19 protein-coding genes and 1 pseudogene are annotated in these 20,839 nt (G+C 47.0%); 11 read left to right on the forward strand and 9 right to left on the reverse strand.

Annotated elements, in window-relative coordinates; all coding sequences use genetic code 11:
• The 5 genes from M3P05_RS16220 to M3P05_RS16240 all read right to left on the reverse strand — a co-directional run.
• Positions 1 to 212: hypothetical protein (locus M3P05_RS16220; RefSeq protein ID WP_249701084.1), on the reverse strand; the 212-nt coding region annotated here is incomplete at its 3' end.
• Positions 213 to 220: 8 nt separating this feature from the next.
• Entirely contained in the window at positions 221 to 1,954 is a 1,734-nt protein-coding gene (locus M3P05_RS16225) for a restriction endonuclease subunit S (RefSeq protein WP_249701085.1), read from the reverse strand.
• A complete protein-coding gene (locus M3P05_RS16230; RefSeq protein WP_249701086.1) occupies positions 1,954 to 3,435 on the reverse strand; it encodes a type I restriction-modification system subunit M in 1,482 nt (493 codons plus the stop codon). Before M3P05_RS16230 ends, M3P05_RS16225 begins: the two co-directional genes overlap by 1 nt.
• An 88-nt stretch (positions 3,436 to 3,523) precedes the next feature.
• Positions 3,524 to 5,971 carry an EcoAI/FtnUII family type I restriction enzme subunit R gene (hsdR, locus tag M3P05_RS16235; RefSeq protein ID WP_249701087.1) on the reverse strand — a complete coding sequence of 816 codons (2,448 nt, stop codon included), beginning with the start codon at positions 5,969 to 5,971 and terminating at the stop codon, positions 3,524 to 3,526.
• 551 nt (positions 5,972 to 6,522) lie between these two features.
• On the reverse strand, positions 6,523 to 6,738 hold the full coding sequence (locus M3P05_RS16240; protein WP_332842024.1) for a helix-turn-helix domain-containing protein: 216 nt from the start codon (positions 6,736 to 6,738) through the stop codon (positions 6,523 to 6,525).
• Between the two features lie 129 nt (positions 6,739 to 6,867).
• On the opposite strand from M3P05_RS16240, the gene M3P05_RS16245 reads away from it, so the two are divergent.
• The 6 genes and pseudogenes from M3P05_RS16245 to M3P05_RS16270 all read left to right on the forward strand — a co-directional run bounded on the left by M3P05_RS16245 (position 6,868) and on the right by M3P05_RS16270 (position 13,339).
• Positions 6,868 to 7,215: a helix-turn-helix domain-containing protein gene (locus tag M3P05_RS16245; protein ID WP_249701088.1), complete on the forward strand. Its 348-nt coding sequence runs from the start codon at positions 6,868 to 6,870 to the stop codon at positions 7,213 to 7,215.
• A gap of 641 nt (positions 7,216 to 7,856) precedes the next feature.
• Positions 7,857 to 9,032: an HIRAN domain-containing protein gene (locus M3P05_RS16250; RefSeq protein ID WP_249701089.1), complete on the forward strand. Its 1,176-nt coding sequence runs from the start codon at positions 7,857 to 7,859 to the stop codon at positions 9,030 to 9,032.
• Between the two features lie 558 nt (positions 9,033 to 9,590).
• A complete protein-coding gene (locus M3P05_RS16255) occupies positions 9,591 to 10,112 on the forward strand; it encodes a hypothetical protein (RefSeq protein WP_249701090.1) in 522 nt (173 codons plus the stop codon).
• Between the two features lie 483 nt (positions 10,113 to 10,595).
• Positions 10,596 to 11,519: a tRNA 2-thiocytidine(32) synthetase TtcA gene (ttcA, locus tag M3P05_RS16260; RefSeq protein WP_249701091.1), complete on the forward strand. Its 924-nt coding sequence runs from the start codon at positions 10,596 to 10,598 to the stop codon at positions 11,517 to 11,519.
• A gap of 141 nt (positions 11,520 to 11,660) precedes the next feature.
• Positions 11,661 to 12,452 (forward strand): annotated as a pseudogene (gene ttcA, locus M3P05_RS16265) (tRNA 2-thiocytidine(32) synthetase TtcA); the annotation flags it as partial.
• 104 nt (positions 12,453 to 12,556) lie between these two features.
• The gene (locus M3P05_RS16270; protein ID WP_249701092.1) at positions 12,557 to 13,339 is read left to right on the forward strand and encodes a hypothetical protein; all 783 of its coding nucleotides are present in this window, start codon (positions 12,557 to 12,559) and stop codon (positions 13,337 to 13,339) included.
• Between the two features lie 61 nt (positions 13,340 to 13,400).
• Here M3P05_RS16270 and M3P05_RS16275 read toward each other — a convergent pair whose 3' ends face one another.
• Complete coding sequence (locus M3P05_RS16275; RefSeq protein WP_249701093.1) at positions 13,401 to 14,231, reverse strand: glucosaminidase domain-containing protein; 831 nt, start codon at positions 14,229 to 14,231, stop codon at positions 13,401 to 13,403.
• A gap of 164 nt (positions 14,232 to 14,395) precedes the next feature.
• Here M3P05_RS16275 and M3P05_RS16280 point away from each other — a divergent pair, with 164 nt between their 5' ends.
• Positions 14,396 to 14,998, forward strand: a complete 603-nt coding sequence (locus tag M3P05_RS16280) for a Yip1 family protein (protein WP_249701095.1) — start codon at positions 14,396 to 14,398, stop codon at positions 14,996 to 14,998.
• A gap of 137 nt (positions 14,999 to 15,135) precedes the next feature.
• On the forward strand, positions 15,136 to 15,645 hold the full coding sequence (locus tag M3P05_RS16285) for a SprT-like domain-containing protein (protein WP_249701096.1): 510 nt from the start codon (positions 15,136 to 15,138) through the stop codon (positions 15,643 to 15,645).
• Here M3P05_RS16285 and M3P05_RS16290 read toward each other — a convergent pair.
• Entirely contained in the window at positions 15,612 to 15,965 is a 354-nt protein-coding gene (locus M3P05_RS16290) for an Hpt domain-containing protein (protein WP_249701097.1), read from the reverse strand. The two genes, M3P05_RS16285 and M3P05_RS16290, sit on opposite strands and share 34 nt — an antisense overlap.
• 130 nt (positions 15,966 to 16,095) lie before the next feature.
• Positions 16,096 to 17,904 carry a DNA helicase RecQ gene (gene recQ, locus M3P05_RS16295; RefSeq protein WP_249701098.1) on the reverse strand — a complete coding sequence of 603 codons (1,809 nt, stop codon included), beginning with the start codon at positions 17,902 to 17,904 and terminating at the stop codon, positions 16,096 to 16,098.
• 140 nt (positions 17,905 to 18,044) lie between these two features.
• Here recQ and M3P05_RS16300 point away from each other — a divergent pair, with 140 nt between their 5' ends.
• From M3P05_RS16300 to M3P05_RS16310, 3 genes are all read left to right on the forward strand, one after another.
• Complete coding sequence (locus M3P05_RS16300) at positions 18,045 to 18,596, forward strand: YecA/YgfB family protein (RefSeq protein WP_249701099.1); 552 nt, start codon at positions 18,045 to 18,047, stop codon at positions 18,594 to 18,596.
• Between the two features lie 119 nt (positions 18,597 to 18,715).
• The gene (locus M3P05_RS16305; protein ID WP_249701100.1) at positions 18,716 to 19,234 is read left to right on the forward strand and encodes a hypothetical protein; all 519 of its coding nucleotides are present in this window, start codon (positions 18,716 to 18,718) and stop codon (positions 19,232 to 19,234) included.
• Between the two features lie 95 nt (positions 19,235 to 19,329).
• Positions 19,330 to 20,181, forward strand: coding sequence for a hypothetical protein (locus M3P05_RS16310; protein WP_249701101.1), 852 nt, complete (start codon positions 19,330 to 19,332; stop codon positions 20,179 to 20,181).
• A 53-nt stretch (positions 20,182 to 20,234) separates the two neighbouring features.
• Here the strand turns inward: M3P05_RS16310 and recR are convergent, their stop codons facing one another.
• The gene (gene recR / locus M3P05_RS16315) at positions 20,235 to 20,837 is read right to left on the reverse strand and encodes a recombination mediator RecR (protein ID WP_249701102.1); all 603 of its coding nucleotides are present in this window, start codon (positions 20,835 to 20,837) and stop codon (positions 20,235 to 20,237) included.
• Positions 20,838 to 20,839: the final 2 nt, after the last annotated feature.

Below are 20,839 nucleotides of genomic sequence, written 5' to 3' on the forward strand. Positions count from 1 at the left end.
AAAAGTTGAGAGTCAGATTTGATGTCTTTCCTCCACTCTTCGCACTTATCTGCCAGATCCAAAGCAGATAAATCCAGCTCGAAGTTGTCTGCATACCAGCTGGTTGAGCGGATATATCGGTGACTTTTCTTCCAGGCCAGTGCCAATAATAATGGGTCAGTAATGTACTCATCAGACAGAGTTAATGACTGATACTTCTTAAAACAGTCCATGTTTATCCTTAACTGAGAGCACCTTCTACCATAGCATCGGCCAGATGCAGGCGGGTTTGCTGGGCTTGTTGGAGGTGGGTTTGGAGCTGATTGCAAATCGCCAGTAGCTCATCCACTTTTTCAACAATGCGCTGCTGTTCATCTGTTGGTGGAAGAGGAAAACTGAAACTCCTGACTTTTTTACCGTTCAGGGCTGGTTGCGCTCCACCATGTCCACCGCCTCTGTGCGCATGATATTTACTCTTGGCCCAAATCCAAACAAATTCTGGGACAACAAAATTTTCATTGAATACAAAAGCCGCAATATTTTGGTTTGTGCAAGCATCAATCCCTAACAGTGCTGTTTGTCCTCTGGTTTTACCTTGCCCAATGATTGCCATCAGAAGACTTCTTGCAGGGATGATTGATGTGCTGGACTTACTCAAACCCTCAGGAGTTATTTTTTCTTTTGTATCCCAAATAATCTCATGTGCAACTTCTCCAGAACTCACCCAAGGAATTTCGCCATTCCAATAAGTTGGCTCAGTTCTGCTTGGGGTGCTACCGAGGCGTATATCTGCAAAATCCTGAACAACAATTTTTTCCCAAGTGGAAGGTAGGTCGCCTAACCCACCAATTGGCTGAACCTTAGGGTGCTTCTTGATCTTCTTCTCTTTGATCAACTGCGCCTTTTCGGCGGCGATTTTCTCCAGCAGTACCGAAGCCGGTTCATCGTTCGGGTTCTGGGGAACCAGCTTGCCCATAACCGCCAGTTGCAGCACGGTTTGTTTGAGCTGGTCGATGCTCTCTTCAGTGGTGAACAGAGTGGTGAAATGCTCGGCAATGCGCAGCCAGTTCTGTTCCAGCTCGGCGGCATCGATGCTGCTGGTCAAGGTGGCGAGCAGGTTTTCGACCAGTGTCGCATGGGCGGTGAGGCTGGATTCGGTTTGCTGCTCCAGCTGATCGCACAGTGACATGAGTTCTTGGGCTTTAGCATCTATACGGATTTGTTCAGCTTCTGGTGGTACAGGAATAACACCAGAAAAAAACTGCTTATCATTGATAGCAGGATACGCAATGCCTGTCTGACAACTTTCAACGTATTTTACAAAGCTGGGAGATCGCAAATAGCGATAGATAAATGAGCCTGACATGCCTCCCATTGGGTGTAAGATAGCAAAAGCGGTACTAGCTATCGGTTCTGGATCAAATGCCTGATTGATCACTGCAATATTCAACAAGTATGGTCTTACCGTTGAATATATAACTGTCCCTTCTTTTACTAGCTTTCGCGCACGCGAAGGGGCTTCACCAGCTTCGAGGATATTTGGTTCGCTAATGTATCCAAGCTCTTTGTTTATAGCCCCTACATCAATATATGTGAATTGCTGGTCTGGCTTTTTCTGGCCCCATTCTCTGCCAATATCCTCAAGTCTTGCCCATGCCCAGCCAGCAGGTATATCAAAAGGCTTTTCATTCTCAGTGATATCAAGAAACTTCCGAGGCTTTTTAATTTCTTTGGATTCAAATAATTGCGCTTTCTCAGATGCAATTCGATTCAAAAGGGCAGAGGCTGGCTCATCTTCAGGATTCTGAGTAACAAGCTTACCTCGTACTGCAAGCTCGCGAATAAGCTCACGTAATTTCTTAATGCCATAAAGCTCAACCTTCTTACTGGAACCACGCCCGGTAGCATTTCGTTTCTGAACCGCCAGCGCCCAGTTGGCAATATTGTCGGTAATCAGATTTTCTACATCACTCATTACTGCTTACCTTCACTCAGGGCTTCACCCAGAATATCTTTCAGCTGGTTCAGCAACCCATGAATCTGTTCCTGCTGCTGGGCATAATCTGCCAGCAGTTCTTCCGGGTCATGGATGATGATTTCGCCAACGTGAGGGTTTTTGATATCCAGGTTGAAGTTGCGGTTGATGATTTCATCAATGCTGACTTTCCAGGCGTGTTCATTTTCTACCCGTGCTGCAAAACCATCAGCTTCATCGCCCCACCATGCCTGTTCTGCCTTGAACTCCTCAAACTTCATGGGTTTGGTTTTGCTGTAGTTCTTTACGCCTTCCGGATAAGGGTGCTCGTAGAACCAGATATCTTTGGTGGGCTGGCCCTTGGTAAAGAACAGCAGGTTGGTTTTAATGCCGGTGTAGGGGTTAAATACGCCGTTGGGCAGGCGCACTATGGTGTGCAGGTTGCACTCTTCACACAGCAGCTTCTTGATCTTGGTTTTTACGCCTTCACCAAACAGGGTGCCATCGGGCAGCACCACCGCAGCTCTGCCCCCTTTCTTTGCTGAAGAGCCAGCCAGAATTTCGATAATTAGCTGCAGGAAAAGGTCGGCTGTTTCCCGGGTCTGCATTTCTGCCGGGAAGTTTTTCTCAATGCCGTCTTCCTCTGTGCCACCAAAAGGCGGGTTGGTGACGATCACATCAATCTCTTCATCCCAGCTGGAGAGAGGCTTGCTCAGGGTGTTGCCGTGTTTGATCTGCACCGGCACTTCAATACCGTGCAGCAGCATATTGGTGGTGCAGAGCAGATGGGGCAGCTGTTTTTTCTCAACACCGTGAATCTGCTTCTGCAGGGTCTGGTGATCTTCCGTGGTTTTGACGTAGTTGTTTTTTACATGGTCAAAGGAGCAGGAGAGAAAGCCACCGGTTCCGCAGGCCGGGTCCATAATGCTTTCGCCCAGCTGAGGGTTCACTCTGTCTACCATAAAGCGGGTGACGGCACGGGGGGTGTAGAACTCACCGGCATTGCCTGCGCTTTGCAGGTCTTTCAGGATTTTTTCGTAGAGATCATTAAACAGGTGTCGCTCTTTGGAGCTGGTAAAGTCGATCTCGTTCAGCTTGTTGATCACCTGGCGCAGCAGGGTGCCGTTCTTCATATAGTTGAAGGCATCACTGAAGGCTTCTTTCACCACAAAACCACGGGGGTTGGTATCAATTGGGGCGGTCAGGTTTTTCAGGTCGGGGAACAGCTCATCATTGACGAAAGCGAGCAGTTCATCGCCGGTAATACCCTGCTTATCGGCTGCCCAGTTGCGCCACAGATACTCATCGGGAATGGGCGTGCGGTAGTGATCCAGCTCAAATTCCAGCTCTTCTTCCTGGGCATCAAAGATTTTCAGGAACAGCAGCCAGGACATCTGGCCCAGACGCTGGGCATCGCCATCGACGCCTGCATCCTTTCGCATAATGTCCTGGATGGATTTGATAACGGAACTGATTGACATGGTGTTCTCTTAAACAGGTTGATGTACACAAGGCTGAACCCCACGCTGTAGATAAGCGTCACGGTCAGCCTTGTGCAGTGCAAATAAATTAGGCGATGCGGTAAATCTCGGCTTCCAGTTCGCTGATGGCTTTTTCGTAATCAGCAGGCTTGCCGAAGCCCTTTTGTACAATTTCTTTGGGGCGGCCCATTTGAGGGAAAGGTTCTACTTTCAGAACGCTCTTCTTCTCAATCTCCAGTACACCTTCATCGGCGTATTTATCCAGCAGGGTGTTGAGGACTGATTGGGCGGTTTCGGAGTACTTGGTGAAGTAGTTGCGCTTCTTCACATTCTCGGCCCGCTCTTTGCGGGTGAGGGGCGGCTGATCGTACACCACGTGGCAGATCAGGTCGAAAGGGTCCAGCTCTTTGCCGATTTTCTGTTCTACTTCCTGCAGCAAGAGCTCCCAGATTATGCCTTCTCGTTCCAGCTCATCAATAATGGCTTGCTTGCGCTCGGCGGCATTCCATTTTTTGGTGAACTCATCCAGAGAGGCAAACTGTTTGGCAATGGTTTTGCGGGTGTAATCCTTAAAGGATTCCGTCACCAGCTTGCCATCGGTATCGTAATACTGAACCCGCTCGGCAACGGCTTTAACGGTAACGCCGTTCACATGGTATTTGCGAACCTGGTTTTCTTCACCGGGCAGCTCGCCGTCTGTGGTATCGCCCCAGGGTTCTTCTTCACCGATCTCCTCACCGTTCTGTTCACTAGCGCCGCCGGGATCATCTCCTGAGGTTTCACCATCCTCTGGCTGATCGTCATTGTTCAGAATATCTTCCAGATCGGACTCTTCATCGTTGATATCTTTGGGCTTGGTGGTGATCACCTTTTCCGGAATACCGTCAAAGCGTTCATCGGCAAACAGCTCGGTGGCTTTTTTGAAGTCCAGGATGGTGAACCAGAGCTTGTTGTATTTGTCATCAATCCGGGTACCCCGGCCAATAATCTGCTTGAACTTGGTCATGGACTGGATGTTCTGATCCAGCACCACAAGTTTGCAGGTTTTGGCATCAACCCCAGTGGTCATCAGCTCTGAAGTGGTTGCAATAACCGGGTAAGGCTTTTTCGGGTTGATAAAGTTATCCAGCTGGGCCTTGCCAACTTCATCATCCCCGGTGATCTTCATCACGTACTTATCGCTTTTATCTACCTGATCCTTGTTCAGGTTGACCAGCGCCCGGCGCATACGTTCGGCGTGGTTGATATCGTTGCAGAACACAATGGTTTTGGCCATTGGGTCAGTACGCTTGAGATAGTTGGTGATGGTCTGCGCCACCAGTTCGGTGCGCTCATCAATCACCATAGTGCGATCAAAATCTTTCTGGTTGTAAATGCGGTCTTCGATCAGCTCGCCATGTTTATCCACCTGCCCTTTGGTGGGCCGCCAGCCCTGCAGATCCACATCAATATCAACCCGCACAACCTTGTAAGGCGCGAGGAAACCATCTTCGATACCTTCCTTCAGGGAGTAGGTGTAAACCGGGTCGCCAAAGTAATCGGCGTTGGAAACATCATCAGTCTCCTTGGGCGTAGCGGTCAGACCAATCTGGGTGGCACTGCTGAAATATTCCAGAATCTCACGCCATGCGCTGTCTTCCGATGCGCTGCCACGGTGGCACTCGTCGATAACAATCAGATCAAAGAAATCCGGGTCAACCTGTTTGAAGGCTTTCTGATGTTCTTCTGGGCCAGTGAGAGCCTGGTAAAGAGCCAGATGGATTTCATAGGAGGGGTCAACCGTGCGCTTTTGCACTTTGGTCATGGCCGAGCCAAAGGGCTGAAAATCATTACTCTTTGATTGGTCAACCAGCACATTACGGTCGGCCAGAAACAGAATGCGTTTCTTGTTCTTGGCTTTCCATAACCGCCAGATAATCTGGAAGGCGGTATAGGTTTTGCCGGTTCCTGTGGCCATGACCAGCAACACACGATCCTGCCCGGCAGAGATGGCTTCTACGGATTTGTTAATGGCCTGCAGCTGATAGTAGCGGGGAGACTTGCCACTGCCATCGTCATGATAATCCTGAGTAATAATGGGAAGCTGCTGTTCTGTGTAGCCTTTCCAGATACAGAACTTCTGCCAGAGTTTTTGCGGTGTCGGGAAATCATTCAGGCTGATTTCTGTTTCCAGCTGCGTTGGGTTTGTTTTGTCATGAAAGATAAAACCATCACCATTGGAAGCAAACACGAAAGGCACTTCCAGCAGTTTGGCGTAATCCAAACCCTGCTGCATACCTTTGCCCATCTCATGCTTGTTGGCCTTGGCTTCAATCACGGCCAGAGGCATGCTGGGCTTGTGATACAGCACGATATCTGCAGATTTCACCTTCTTGCGGGCAGCAACCTTCCCACGCACCACCACCTTGCCGTCACGAAGTTTCACTTCCTGACGGATCTGGGTCAGATCATCCCAGCCTGCATCCTTCACGGCTGGCAGGATGAATTTGGTAATGATGTCGGTTTCGGTGAGCTTGGATTTATCTATGCTTGCCACTGCTGCGCTTCCGTCCGCGTGGAGGTAAGTGGGGATTTTCGCATAAAAAGCAGTGAGTAAAACAGCGTAGGATTTACTGAACTGGATAGGAGGGTATGCCTGACACTAAAGTTCAGAGTGTTCCTGACCGCAATATGGCAGGATTATACCTTGCCAGAAATACTGTTATCACTTGGAAGGGCTGAGCTGTAATGCTTTTCCGGGCGATGATTTATGCTTTTCTGGATGCTTCAGATCCAGCCAGTTTGGCAAGGTGCGCTAACCTGCCACCTCTCATATCTCTTAAAGTTGGCCTTCGTCTTAATTGCTCGGTTGATATATCCAACAGCATTGCAATGTGGTGGGCCTCATCAGAGGTTAAATGAACATTTTCCTCCTGAAGAGTATCAATAGATAGTCTGGACAGATATGGATCCTGAGAAATGGATTCCAGGTTAACTACCAGTGCTTTGCACCAGGTTGCCACACAGTATGTCTCAGAATATTGGTTCATTTGCACAAAAGAACTGGCGCTGTGATTAAAGAGTACAGGGTTAATAATTATCGAGTAATTATAACTCCCAGTCGAAAAGATCTCTTATCTTTATACCCAGAGCGCTTGCCAGCCTTGCCATACTTTCGAGGGTAAGATTTTTCTCTCCCCTCTCAATGTCGCCAATATATGTACGGTTGAGTTTTGCCCTGTGTGCAAGCTCTTCCTGAGTCAGAGTTTGTTGCTCTCGCACTTCTCGCAATCGTTGCCCAAATTTCCTCTGAACCGTTGACAAAGCCAGTATCCTTTCCGCTAAATGAAAGAATACTGATTTCCAGTACGGTATTAGCTCTACCGTCTATAATGGTCATTTTGTAAATTCTGCATTCATGCATACCACCTGTAATGGTTGGAGTCATTTGTGATGGCAAGAAAAACGACCACTAAAGCTTTTCGGGAACATGCTGTTTATATGGTTCGTTCTGGAATGAGTACTGTGCAGGTTGCCAAGGAGCTGGACGTTGAACACCATAAAGTTCAACGCTGGTGCAAAAATAGTGATGATGCCCTTATGTTTTCAACACTGTTGGATACTCATAAGGCTGGAATAGAGGAGCCATCACCCACAAGTGGAGGGACACCAAAATCTTCGGAGAAAGAGATAAAGAATCTGCAACGAGAAAATCGCCACCTGCGAGAGCTTGTTCAGCTGAGTACCCAGTGGATTTCAACTTATGTGGCTATGCAGGGAGAGCGTCAATTGAAGTCGTGAAGTAAATATGTGTTGGTGATCTGTGCGTGTATACCTTAGTGGGACTTCTGTACAAACTAGTTCTACAGTTATAAAGCCGCCTAGTTATTGGCGCCTGTAATACAGGCACATTGCCTTCATAATTCAGATTAGTGCAAAACTAGCATTATGTTTCTGAACGGACACCGGACTTTACCAGCCAGTCATGAGGTATCGGCTTTCTCAGTTCTTGTTCTGTTAAGTCCATAGCCCTTTCTTCCTCTCTTACTTTCGTTTATGGCATTATTTGCACTCCTTTTTCTGCTTCCTACACAATCAAAGAATCCTGTTTTTTGGGCTGAAATGATTAATCCATACTTTTCACTGGTCACATGATAAAACTGAAAAAATGTAGTAATGGACAGCAACATGGCAACACCTATTACAAGATTGAAACCTTTCTACTTTTATACTTTCACCCTTACTCCATTGAGTATTGATAAATATCAATAGAATAAATTACGTGAGGAATATCATCAAAATTCTAGATCATGTACCCAATACATAATGGAGATTGAAGGCACTCACTTGCTTCATTGTATTTTTCGAAAACGAAAAATATTTTTCATACTCTTTCTGATAAATATTTTTCATAGTGTTTAATAATCGTACTACTGAATATTATGAACCATTTTGAAACAGAGACAGTTAAAGTTGTTGGTACATGCTATGTCGATAGCGACGGGTTAGATCAAAATATTTTCTTTGAAGATATTACGAGAGGGTCTGAAATAACGCTAATTAGGAATCCTGAAAACGAGCATGACTCGAATGCAATACAGGTTCATGCCTCAGGAAAAATGCTAGGACATATTCCCAGAATTATTGCTGGCGAAAGGTTAGCACATATTCTTGATTCAGGAAACGAGTACCAAGCTTCTATATCTAGAAAAATGGTTCGTGGTGACAATGTGTACTTTGCAATTTCATTGTCAACATTCCCTAAATCCAAGAAGACAAATAAAGAAGCCAAAAAGCCAGATACAAATAATCTTAACTCTAATAATTACAATAGCAGCAAATGTACCAAGCAAGCTATCAGGCATTCAATTTTAAATATTCCATTTTCTTCGATAAATAACTTACAGGAACACTTTAAGAATGCTGACAAAAAATGCGGCATATATTGTCTCTGGAGCAGTGATCACAAAAGCTATATTGGACAATCTAAAGATATTGGAAGGAGGTGGAGAGATCACTATCAGAAGTTGATTGAGGGAACACACGAAAACTCAGATTTACAGTCAGCCTGGGCAAGAGCTGGACAAAATAAATTCAGGTTTGACGTTATCATTGAAACTCGCGAATCAGAGTTAGATTACTATGAACTGTACTATATAATTGAGTTTGATACATTTCTACATGGATATAACCAAACACCAGATGGTCTAGGAAAATTCAATAAACCCTCAAAAATTAAAGAAAACTCAGCAATATCAAGTGAAGATAAAAAGGAAGACCCTGATCAAAACATGGAGAATGATAAACGTTTTCATTATACCATCCCAGACCCTTATTTTGCGTACAAATCTAGAATACTTTCAACAGGATTAGGTCGTGGAATCCGTGTGTGGCGTAATAAAGAGGAGTATAAGAATACTGATAAACCTCAAATAAATGAAAAAAGAATCAACATTTTACTAGATGTAATTATTATTTTCCTACCAATCTTTATATCGAGTGTAATCAATAACTCAGTAACAAGAGAGTGGGTAATTTGTGCCTCAATCATTGCCAGCTGGAGAATTTCTAGAGCCGCAGCCATTACATACAAAAAGTACATTGATGTGAGGCTGTAAAAGTGGAACACCTAATTCATATCACATGTTAAATTTACAGCCGATTAAACCTTGGAAAAATAGGGATACTCCATTACCTTCCATTTCAAAACCTGCATCATAAAAGGAGACCTGTTTTTTATTCTAAAAACCATTCGAACTGAAGTAGGAAAACATGAATACCAAGAAGACTAAAGCTAATACTAAAGAATCCACGACATCCATTTAATCATAAAGTGGCCTGAACGACTTCCTAAAGGAACTCACCAAAGTAATCATATAGGTTACACACTCTTCTGAGTTTTTTTAAACCAATCTCTCTCAGAGCAATATATGGAATGATTGCGTTCACGGGTGGAACCATTCTTTCTTTTCTTGTTGAGTGTATAATGGGCTGATTCTCTATCAACACTAACTTATTAATTATTTTTTTGATGTGAATTTGTACATAGAATGCATTTGATAAATGGATTTGTTTGTACTTTGTTCTTGTAATTCAATTCAGGTAATTGCACCTATATTCCTAAATTCTTTGAGCACCTAAAATTAGCCTCTGTTTAGATCAAGGAATGGACTCAGATGAAAAATATTCTACTTTGTGTTTTTGTTTCTTTTTTTATGACCGGCTGCTTTGCGCCTGAAGAAAAAGTCAACTCGCTAGAAACAACTCTTAAAGAGTTAGAAAGCAAAATGAAAAATGCGACTGCTGAAATTGACAATCTAAAGAATGAGCTTGGACCTTATAAGTATATAGGGTTAGACCCAGAAATCAGAATCGAAATTGGTAAAATTCATATTACTAAGACCACGTACAGTGAAAAAGGCGCTTATTCGATTAATGCTGTACAACAAAATCTGAACTTCCCATTTGATGAGTACACCGTGGCGTTGAAGTTTGATGTTATGGATGATTCTCAAAATGTGGTCTGTACTAAAAAGCAGAATATCACCATGGCGGGCAAGATTGGAGGTGTGAAGGTTTCACAAGCTTTTATGAACTGTCCTGGTGTTCGTTCCGGTTACTATCATGCTGACAATATCGCCTTCGACTGGTTGTTTGACAGCGGGATATTCGAGCCTGTCTCTATCAAGCACATCTAACCGTCTTTCGAGCAATGCCTGATTAGACATTTCACGTAGCTTTGGTCTGTTGCTCCATCGGCTTTAGCTACGAGAGAGACACCTTTCTCCTGTTTTTACCACTGTTTCACGGCTTTCCTCTACCGGTTCAGTACACCTTTCCCGTGAAGACGCTCAACCTGGTTCTAAGCCAGCTCTTGCTAACGGATATCATTTTTCGTTTCATTTTCGCTTATTCCAGTGACTGCATCATGAATCAATAGACACACAACTTGGATGGCTGGAGGAGGAAGTTATCCAATTTTTCAAAGAAAACGAAATTCTTAAGGATGCTACTCAAACGTTTACAGACCAATCATGATTTGATCAAAAAATGAGCCACTTATCCCATACACCTCCGATACATATTCAAGGGGAATGCCCCCTGAAATTGCGAATAACCCCATTGGTCAAGAACTTTACTACCGGTATACTTCCGTGCTTTTACAAGCCCTAGCCGAACTGATGACTAAGCCGATTTCTGGATCTGAGAAAACCGAATTTAACAAGCTGCAAAAGAAGCTCCGACGCCATACCGGGCGGGCTATCGAAGAATTCAACATGATCAAAGATGGCGACAAGATCATGGTGTGTTTATCCGGCGGGGCTGATAGCTACACCATGCTCCATATTCTGCGTAGTCTACAGAAAAGTGCCCCTATCAATTTTGAGTTGATAGCAGTAAACCTTGATCAGAAGCAACCAGGATTCCCAGAGCATGTTCTTCCCGAATATCTGGACACCATTGGCATTCCCTATCATATCGTCAACCGTGACACTTACTCTGTTGTAAAGTCAAAGATTCCCGAAGGCAAAACAACCTGTGGCCTTTGCTCTAGGTTGCGCCGCGGAACCCTGTATGCCTTTGCAGAAGAAATAGGTGCTACCAAAATTGCACTCGGCCATCATAAAGATGACATTGTAGAAACCATGTTTCTAAACATGTTTTACGGATCCCGCATTTCCTCTATGCCACCGAAATTGTTATCAGATGATGGCCGAAACATTGTCATTCGACCTCTAGCTTACTGCCGCGAAAATGATATCAAGCGCTTTGCGGCTGCCATGGAGTTCCCAATCATTCCCTGCAACCTTTGCGGTTCACAGGAGAACCTCCAACGTCAAAATATTAAGGCCATGCTTAAGGAATGGGAGAGAAAACATCCCAGCCGTATTGAATCCATCTTTACTGCTATGCAAAACATAGCTCCATCTCAGATGGCCGATACTGAGCTGTTTAACTTTAAGGATCTCCAGATTGATCGCACTGGAGAACGTAAACCTTATGAACACGAGGATAACCAATCCATTTTCTCAGGGAATATTCCTGAGCCAGAATCTGCTAGCGATGGAATTGTTCAGGTCGTGAACTTCGATCCAAAAATGTAAAGATTCGCATTTTCTCACTCAACCTTTACATTTTTCTATAAGTGTAAAGGTTGAGCTGGACTGGATTCGGCATAAACCCTTGCGTACCAAGCTTTTCGCCCCTTATCCAAAAACACCAGTCAGCCAATTGTTCCAATAAGCAAGGACAGCTATGTTATGCTGCACGTTCTGCGCAGCCTGCAGCGCAGCGCTCCCATCAACTTCGAGCTGGTTGCCGTTAACCTGGATCAGAAGCAGCCCGGCTTCCCTGACCATATACTGCCTGAATACCTGGACTCCCTGGGCATTCCCTTCCACATCATTAACCGTGATACCTATTCGGTAGTGAAATCCAAGATTCCGGAAGGAAAAACTACCTGTGGACTTTGCTCCCGTCTGCGCCGTGGCACACTTTATGCTTTTGCTGAAGATATTGGTGCGACCAAAATCGCTCTTGGCCACCACAAGGACGATATCGTAGAAACCCTGTTCCTGAACATGTTCTACGGTTCCCGTATCTCTGCCATGCCGCCTAAGCTGCTGTCTGACGATGGCCGCAACATTGTTATTCGCCCGCTTGCTTACTGCCGTGAACGTGATATCAGCAAGTTCGCGGAATACATGCAGTTCCCAATTATTCCCTGCAACCTCTGCGGTTCTCAGGAAAACCTGCAGCGCCAGAATATCAAGGCCATGCTCAACGACTGGGAAAAGAAACACCCAAGCCGGATTGAGTCCATTTTCTCCTCTATGCAGAACATCGCCCTGTCCCAGATGGCCGATACTGAGCTGTTTAACTTCAAGGATCTGGAGATTGACCGCACCGGTGAGCGGGCTCCGTATGAACATGAAGATAACCAGTCTATCTTCTCCGGCAATATCCCTGAACTCGAGCCGACACCTGTCAGCAACGAGGTCATTCAGGTTGTTAATTTCGACCCTAACGTGAATTAATACCGATATCTTGCGGAATGTTTCTTTAGAAACATTCCGCATAGAAAACAATATATATAAAGCTGTTCTATATTCAGGTTTTAATCTCTCAAAAGGATTTGGTGATGGTTGCCCGGCGCATATCGGAACTGCTGGCCTTTATACTCCTGCTCTCCTATTCCCTTACCTCCTTTGCTGAAAGAAAAGTCTTTCTATTTGGCCTTCAAGGTGCCCAGCTTTCGTTAGTTCGGGAAGACTCGGAATATATCCCTCTCAACAGCCGAATCACTCCAGTTAAACTGGTTGGACATAAAAGAGCCTGGAATATCTGGGTAGATGACCAGAAGCTGCGTATGTCCACCCCCTCAGATGTGGATGGCTATAGCGGCTTCATCAATGGTGTGCTTTACGAGGTGAAAGAGCGCGACCTGCCCAAGATTGATGGCCTGGCCAGCTGGGGCTTTGAGCGTATAAGAGTTCCACTGCATATGTTCCGGTTCTACAAGGATGAGGATATTGCCTGGTTTAACCGGTACCAGAACCATATCGATGCCTATGTATTCTACCCATGGCGAACCAAGGTCAGACATGGCGGAACTTACCTGCATGATCCCTCCCGTCACTGGGATAAGAAGGTTCCCCGCTCCTTCCTGGATGTTGTTCTTGCCGGATGTGCAGAGATAGATAATGCCAATAACCTCGGGGGTGCCTACCTGGCTGACTGTAACTCCACCATGGGGTTGTCAGGACTGGATATTCTCGAAGACAGGAGCAAACCCGTTTATGAGTATCACCCGGCCAATATCTTCGAGCGAAGTCGGCAGAATAGCCTCAAAGCCGAATCATTCCTGGACGAAGAGTGGCCCCGCCTGTTGCAACAGATCGGTGCTCCCACCCCTGCACAGTAAATAAAGGAGCTAAAATCAGCTCCTTTTTCCATGCATACGATTTGTTAGAGAAAGATGGCCTCTACGGTGTCAGAGTAACTGCAGCGTCCTTGTCCAGCTTCACAAGGTTATTCTTGTGCATCATGCGGGAAATCTCATCGACATAATCAAATCCACGCTCGGAATACTTCCATAACCCCTGCGCCAGATAAGGCCCAGTAACAACCTGATTATTATCACGGGCATTAACTCTCAGCTCTCTCAGGGCCTCATACTGCGGATGAGAGTTCAGATTAAGAAGGTAGGCACGTACGGATTCCTGTACATCATCAAACTTTTTAACTTCATGGGTAAAGCCTTCTTTTCGGGAATTTGGCACCAGTCCACAACCTTCCGTAAAACACCACTGGCCAAAATAGTTATTTCCTTCCCGTGCAAAGCGCGATGTACCCCAGCCTGACTCATTGGCAGCCTGGGCAAGTGCCATGGATGGTGGCAGCATATCCACTTTTTCCAGAATATCATCAAACCACTTGTCCGACGGTTCACCCTCTTCACGATACTGCCTGCCGATAAACTTCAGCCAGGTTTTATCATGCTCAGACAAGCTAATATTACCGGCCAGCTGGAGAATCCGGTTACGCTGCTTGATGATTCGCTGATTTTCCTCTTCAACAAGAGGCAGCATGTAATCGAAGAATTTCTTTTTCTTCTGCTTAACGTCCTTGATCGCCATAAAATCAGGTACACCAGCTATCTCCCAGGCCTCCGGACCGGGCTGCTTCTGCTCTTCTTCCTCAGTCACTTCAGGAACCACAACCTGTTCAGCGACCTCTTCCTTCTGTTCCGGCCAGAAGACATAGAGAAGAACAAAAACAGCCACAAAAGCTGCCAACGAGACAATATTTTTCAAACGATCCACCTAATAATATTCGGAACTATTGGTTGCCAAGTGTTCAACATGCTGTTTAACTGAATGCAGTCGCCCAAAACGACAAACTCTTAAACGACACAATCTATAAAAATAATACGCCAACTCGCAATAACAGTCTGTACTGACTGGCAGGGAGAAGCACGATGAGTCTGACTCACGTACCGGGGCTTTTTATGCACCCCGACAAGGAATGGCGAAGTATCAAAGATGAACAACACAGTGTTATCAAGATAATACTGACCTATCTGATATTTATGGCAGCAATTCCCGCTATCTGTGGTTTCTTTGGCACGACAGCCACTGGCTGGCAGCTACCCGGAAGCTCCGATACCGTCTACCTCACCAGCGAAAGCGCAATAACCATGTCAACCCTGGCCTACCTGGCTATGCTGGCATCTATCTTTTTTATTGCTGGATTTGTTCACTGGATGGCCCGCACCTTTGGTTCCTCACCGAGCTTTGCCCAGTGCCTGGCCTTTACTGCCTATACTGCGTCACCTCTTTTTATCGCTGGCCTGATCGGTCTTTTCCCCTCTCTGTGGACGGCCATGCTGGTTGGTATCACCGCCATAAGCTGGGCATCCTACCTGCTCTACACTGGGTTGCCCGTCTTCATGGATATCCCTTTTGAACGGGGGGTTATCTTTGCCAGTTCGGTACTTTGTGTCGCCCTGGTCATTTTGGTAGCAACCATGGCTGCCACGGTAACATTGTGGAATCTGGGGGCGGGGCCGGTCTATACCTGAACTTGATATACAACCGTCATTTTCAACGAATTTTTCATAACAAAGGGCCTTTTCCGGCCCTTTGTTATTTTGGGCTGGCACACCTGAAAACCGGGACTAATATTCCATCCGCTTCGCGATAACAGGTCAAAAAAGCGATGGAATATCTTGATCTCCATATCCGGGTCCAAGAGCTGATCCGGAAAGCTTCCAGCTTCTACGATATGCCTTTTTCTCCACCAAAGATTCTTGTCGACCTGACGGGGGCAGATGCCGGCCAGGCCATACCCGAGAGCAACCTGCTGCGCTTCAATCTTCATTTTCTAAGATACAACCGCAGTCATTTCCTGAAGCATATTGCCGCCCATGAAACTGCCCACATTGTTGCCCCAAAAGTCTATGGACACCGAATTGCTGCACACGGAGAAGAATGGCAAGGGGTTATGAACAGAGTTTTCAAGGTTCCAGCAGAGCGCCTGCACAGCTATGATCTGCGTCAGACCGGCCGCTATCGCTTTATCTACAACTGTCGCTGCCCCAAGAAAGAAACCCCGCTTTCAGCGATCAGACACAATCGCAGAAAACGGGGTGTTATCTATTACTGCAGTGATTGTGGTGCCAGACTGCGCTTTCTTTACGAAGACAAGAAGCCATTCAGGGCTGTCTGAACACTGGCAAACTCTGACTCAGCTTTGGAAATCAGCTCCCTGGTGGGTTCTCCCAGGGAGTTCTCCTTACCCATAGTTTCCAGCTCCAGGCAAATAGTTTGCAGTCCAAAAGCGCCAATATTGGCACTGCTTGACTTGAAGCTATGGGCTGCCCGCTGGAAATCTTCGGCATTAGAGCCCGAAAGCGCGTATTTCATGGCACGGATCTGGTTGGGGGCATCCTCAAGGTAGAGAGTGACAAGATCTTTAACCTCATCCTCCCCCTCATCCCCCATCAGCTCTTTGAACTGTTCAAGAATGGAAAAATCAACTGGCCCCATGGCAACATTCCCTGTAAAGGCAGCCAGGAAAACCGCCGCCTCATAGCAATAGACATATAAAAAGCCTAAGGTCTTTGCTTAAATATGCAAGCTGACAGTAGCTTGCAGAAACTCCATTAAGCCGCCAATTTTAAGGATTTTCCTGTACTGATCTGGTCAGTACTCCCAGGAAAGCTTCACCATACTGCTCCAGCTTAAACTGACCCACTCCAGAAACTTCCAGTAGTTGGTCCGGTGTCTCAGGCATTCGGGCCATCATTCCCCGCAACGTGGCATCACTGAATACCTGGAATGGCGGGACATCTCTTTCCCTGGCCAGTTTCATCCGCAGAGCGCGCAGATCTTCCCACAGTTCAGCATTTTCACCATTCAGCTGCGGAGTTGGGCCAACAGTGATTTTTTCATGAACTTCATAGCGGTCACGACGAAGCTCAAGAGTTTCTTCGCCGCGCAGCAGCTGCCGGCACTTTTCTGTCAACAACAAACCACCATGGGATTCGGACGTTACGGTCACATAACCACGAGCCACCAACTGTCGATAGACTGATCGCCAGATTGGCTGACTCAGTTCTTTGCCAACCCCAAATGTGGAAACTGACTGATGCCCAAGTTCTTTGACTCTTTTATTAGTTTTACCCAGCAGCACATCTACCAGATGATTTACCCCAAAGCGCTGCCCGGTGCGGTAAACATTGGAAAGAGCCTTACGGGCTGCTTCTGTGGCATCCCAGGTTGAGACTGGTTCCACACAAAGATCACAGTTGCCGCACTTGCCCTCACGCAATTCACCAAAATATCCAAGCAGAGCTTCACGGCGGCAACCGGTGACCTCACAGAAACCCAGCATGGCTGTCAGTCGCTGACGCTCCAGCTGCTGCATGGCCTGGTTCATACCCGACTGAACCAGCATCTGTCCCAGAATAATCACATCCTGAAGGCCATAAACCAACCATGCGGTGGCAGCCAGACCGTCACGTCCGGCCCGACCGGTTTCCTGATAATAGGCTTCGATACTGCGGGGCATATCCATATGGGCGACAAAGCGCACATCAGGTTTATCCACCCCCATACCGAAGGCAATGGTCGCAACCATCACCAGGTTATCCGTAGTCTGGAACTGATGCTGGTGTCTCGAGCGAGTCTCAGTATCAAGCCCGGCATGATAAGGCAGAGCTGCTACCCCCTGGTTCTGCAGCCAGGCTGCCAGCTCATCAACCTTGCGCCTGGAAAGGCAATAAACAATCCCGGACTGCCCGGCATGATCTTTCAGGATAAAATCCAGCAACTGCTTTTTGGCGTTCCGCTTTTGGGCAAGACGGTAAAAAATATTGGGCCGGTCAAAACTGCTGATAAAGAAGCGTGCACCGGAAAGATTCAGACGTTCAGCAATCTCTTCCCGCGTACGCTGGTCCGCTGTTGCAGTCAGGGCTATACGGGGAACATTGGGATAGCGTTCATGAAGAATGGATAGCTGCAGATACTCAGGCCGGAAGTCATGTCCCCACTGGGACACACAGTGGGCTTCATCGATAGCAAACAGCGCCACCTGAATATGATCCAGCAGCTCAAGCATCCGGTGGGTCAGCAAACGTTCCGGCGAGACATAGATCAGGTCATACTCGCCGCGAACAAGGTCTTCCTGAATCTGATCCTGCTCACCATAGGGAATACCTGAATGCAGAGCAGCCGCCCTGACACCCAGCAGGTTCAGTCCATCAACCTGATCCTGCATCAGGGCAATCAGTGGAGAGATAACAATCGCGGTACCGGGTCGCAGCAGCGCCGGTATCTGGTAGCAGAGACTCTTGCCACCACCGGTCGGCATCAGCACCAGAGCATCATCGCCCTGCTCCAGTTGCTCTATGATCGCTTCCTGCTGGCCACGAAAATCCGTGTAACCAAAAACATTATCCAGAATCGTCCGCGCCCGGTCCGACATAGAGCTGTGTTCACCCGATTAAATGAAAAAGCATTGGGAAATACCGCAGTATACACGTCTACGCTTCCAAATTGCGTCAACACGCGTCAGACTTGCGCTATCTGATAATTTTTATCTTTATTCTTTTCCGGAAAAATCACATGACGGATTCCGATTTACTTTTAGATGGTCGTCTATTTCAGGCACTGGACAAGGTGGCTGACAAGGATGAGGAAGCTCTTGACGCCATTATGGGTCATGGCTACCTGACAGCACAGGCCATCAGTCCTCAGCCGGACAGCGCAGAAGATATCTGTCAGACCATGTTCCCTGATATTGCCGTAACCGGTTTAACGCAGGAACAACTGGTTAGCGATATCCTGGCAGCCATGGCAGAGATTGATAACCAGCTCAATGATGAGGTGATGATTCCTGTCTCCGTCGAAGAAGATGAAGACATTCTGGAGTCCGAACTGGCCGACTGGTGTGCAGGCTTTATGGAAGCGCATATCGAGCAGGAAGAGCTGTGGCTTAACAATGCCAAAGAGCAGGAAATCGCAGAACTTCTGCTGCCAGTAGCCGCTCTCTCCGGTCTGTTTGTGGAAGAGGAAGAGTTCAGTGAAATTTCCGGCAACCCTGACCTGCTGGAAGATATGGCAACCCAACTGCCGGAAGTACTAGTTGAACTGTATCTGATGATCCGCACTGACTGATCGCACTGAATGCTTCAGTCCAGCCCTGACAACCGTCGGGGCTCCGACTCCCCCTTCAAGTTTCCCATCCTCACAGCTTGTGGTACTACTTAATCAATAACAATGATTAAGGCTCCACCATGTCTGCAACATTCAACGTAATTTTCAGCGGTAAAATCGCTCCCGGAGCAAACGAACAGAAAGTAAAAAATCTGGCCATGAAGGCCTTCCATGCCTCACCAGAACAACTTGCCAAACTGTTTTCAGGTAAGGCTGTTGTCCTGAAATCAAACCTGAGCCAGGAAGCTGCGCAGAACTTCGTGAAAAAACTGAAGGGCATTGGTTTGGTTTGTGAAATCAGGAAAAAGAGTCCGGCTAAAGCGCAGGAACAACCCGAACAGCCTGCTGTCGAGCCCAAACCCACAAAGCCGAAATCAATTCCTGAGACAGATACACCAGTGGCCCCAAAGGCCAGTTCAACTACATGGGATATTGCCCCGGTCGGAACAGATATCAACCCACTCAAAGCGCCGGAACCTCCTCCTGCTCCAGATACCAGCCAGTTTGAAATCAAACCTCATGGTGATTACCTGCTGGAACCGAATGACTCGCCAGCACCCGAAGCACCGGACACAAGCCGCTTTTCAATTAAACCATAGCGATTACAACCCTGTGTCGTAGCACCAGGATACTTCTCAGCTAAGGTAAATAGGAAAGAATTTCTTTAAGTGAGATCTTTAAGTGAGATCTTTAAGTGCCAACACGCGCCACCAACTCACCGTTACTGCCCCCAGGCTCTTCTACACGCTCACCGACTGAGCATTCTGAAAAACAAGAGCAGGTTAAAGACACCACTGAAACGAAAGGGTTACGGTTACCAGCAGAACAGGGCACAAGGAAATTACAAGAACGGGATGTCGACCCCGTCAAGCATGAGTGTTTGCCTTATACCGAAGAGGTTAAAAAGCCTGACGAAAAAGCTTTAGCCTCATCATTCAGCGATACATACAATGGTCTTTACCATGTGGGTGCTTATCTGCCCAAAGATATTCCAGATGCTCTTGCGGTGTTCGAGAAGCAAAAGCTGTCACTTGACGGCGCCTTGTCCCAGCATCGAAATGGCCCAGAGATTCAAGAAACCTGGAAGAAAGTCTGTGATAGTGCCCAGGAGTATCTCACCTGGTCAGGAACATGTGATCAAAAACCAGTTCCACCCAAGTTGGTTCAGAACTGGAAAAAACTGGGAAAACTGCGCACAAAAGCTTGGGATTACACTCGGAAAGCTATGGAGCAAGGCCCCAAAAAGAAAATTCAGCTTGCTAAAAAAGCCAATGACATAATGCCGGAAATCACCGCATTGCGTGATGGAAAAGTGAAAACGCTGCAAAATGAATACTATGAGTACCTCGAAACCCTTAGAGGTAAAACTCCTGAGTCAGTCAGCTTTCATAAGAACCTTGCAACCATGATACAGCTTGTCAGCGAGGATTTTCCTGATTCCTATTCAGAAACTGCCATTGATAGAGCAGTCGAATGCTGGGTTGAAAACATCATGTTCAATAAGGGTGTTCTGGCTGCCGGCCTCAACCTGAGTGATGTTGAATAGTGCGAAACAAAAAAGCCCGGCATAACAACCGGGCTTTTTGTTTAACCTGCTACTCAGTCAACCAGTTCCCGCCGACCAGCAAAGGCATGCATCAGGGTACCGCCATCAATATATTCCAGCTCACCGCCAAGAGGCACACCGTGGGCGATGCGGGATACCTTCACTCCCAGCTTACGTAAAGCAGAAGCGATATAGTGAGCCGTAGCTTCACCTTCCACGGTTGGATTGGTTGCCAGAATCACTTCCCTGACGCCATCGGTTTCAACCTGCGCCAGAAGCTGGTCAACACCAATATCTTCAGGACCCACTCCATCAATAGGAGACAGGTGCCCCATAAGAACAAAGTAATGGCCGCTATAGCCACCAGCCTGCTCTATGGCCAGAACATCGGCGGGTGTTTCCACCACACATAGCTGCTCACCGTCCCGTTCGGGGTGAGTGCAGATATCGCAGATATCCTTTTCGGTCAGGGTTCGGCAGCGCTGGCAGTGCCCAACCCCTTCCACAGCAGCTTTCAGGGCTTCGGACAGCTGACTGGCTCCCTGGCGATCACGCTCCAGCAAGTGCAGAACCATACGCTGGGCGGACTTGGGACCAACACCCGGCAGACACTGCAGTGCATCCATCAGGCGGACAATCAAGGGGCTGAATGACATAG

Origin of the sequence: Parendozoicomonas callyspongiae, from assembly GCF_023502345.1 — a bacterium.
In the GTDB taxonomy this organism is placed as follows: Bacteria; Pseudomonadota; Gammaproteobacteria; order Pseudomonadales; family Endozoicomonadaceae; genus Sansalvadorimonas; species Sansalvadorimonas callyspongiae.

What these genes read in the sequence shown, in the direction of transcription:
- M3P05_RS16225 (WP_249701085.1), bottom strand. Translation starts at nt 1,954, where the DNA reads ATGAGTGATGTAGAAAATCTGATTACCGACAATATTGCCAACTGGGCG.
- M3P05_RS16230 (WP_249701086.1), bottom strand. Translation starts at nt 3,435, where the DNA reads ATGTCAATCAGTTCCGTTATCAAATCCATCCAGGACATTATGCGAAAG.
- M3P05_RS16245 (WP_249701088.1), top strand. Translation starts at nt 6,868, where the DNA reads ATGGCAAGAAAAACGACCACTAAAGCTTTTCGGGAACATGCTGTTTAT.
- M3P05_RS16250 (WP_249701089.1), top strand. Translation starts at nt 7,857, where the DNA reads ATGAACCATTTTGAAACAGAGACAGTTAAAGTTGTTGGTACATGCTAT.
- M3P05_RS16255 (WP_249701090.1), top strand. Translation starts at nt 9,591, where the DNA reads ATGAAAAATATTCTACTTTGTGTTTTTGTTTCTTTTTTTATGACCGGC.
- ttcA (WP_249701091.1), top strand. Translation starts at nt 10,596, where the DNA reads ATGACTAAGCCGATTTCTGGATCTGAGAAAACCGAATTTAACAAGCTG.
- M3P05_RS16270 (WP_249701092.1), top strand. Translation starts at nt 12,557, where the DNA reads ATGGTTGCCCGGCGCATATCGGAACTGCTGGCCTTTATACTCCTGCTC.
- M3P05_RS16280 (WP_249701095.1), top strand. Translation starts at nt 14,396, where the DNA reads ATGAGTCTGACTCACGTACCGGGGCTTTTTATGCACCCCGACAAGGAA.
- M3P05_RS16285 (WP_249701096.1), top strand. Translation starts at nt 15,136, where the DNA reads ATGGAATATCTTGATCTCCATATCCGGGTCCAAGAGCTGATCCGGAAA.
- M3P05_RS16290 (WP_249701097.1), bottom strand. Translation starts at nt 15,965, where the DNA reads ATGGGGCCAGTTGATTTTTCCATTCTTGAACAGTTCAAAGAGCTGATG.
- recQ (WP_249701098.1), bottom strand. Translation starts at nt 17,904, where the DNA reads ATGTCGGACCGGGCGCGGACGATTCTGGATAATGTTTTTGGTTACACG.
- M3P05_RS16300 (WP_249701099.1), top strand. Translation starts at nt 18,045, where the DNA reads ATGACGGATTCCGATTTACTTTTAGATGGTCGTCTATTTCAGGCACTG.
- M3P05_RS16305 (WP_249701100.1), top strand. Translation starts at nt 18,716, where the DNA reads ATGTCTGCAACATTCAACGTAATTTTCAGCGGTAAAATCGCTCCCGGA.
- recR (WP_249701102.1), bottom strand. Translation starts at nt 20,837, where the DNA reads ATGTCATTCAGCCCCTTGATTGTCCGCCTGATGGATGCACTGCAGTGT.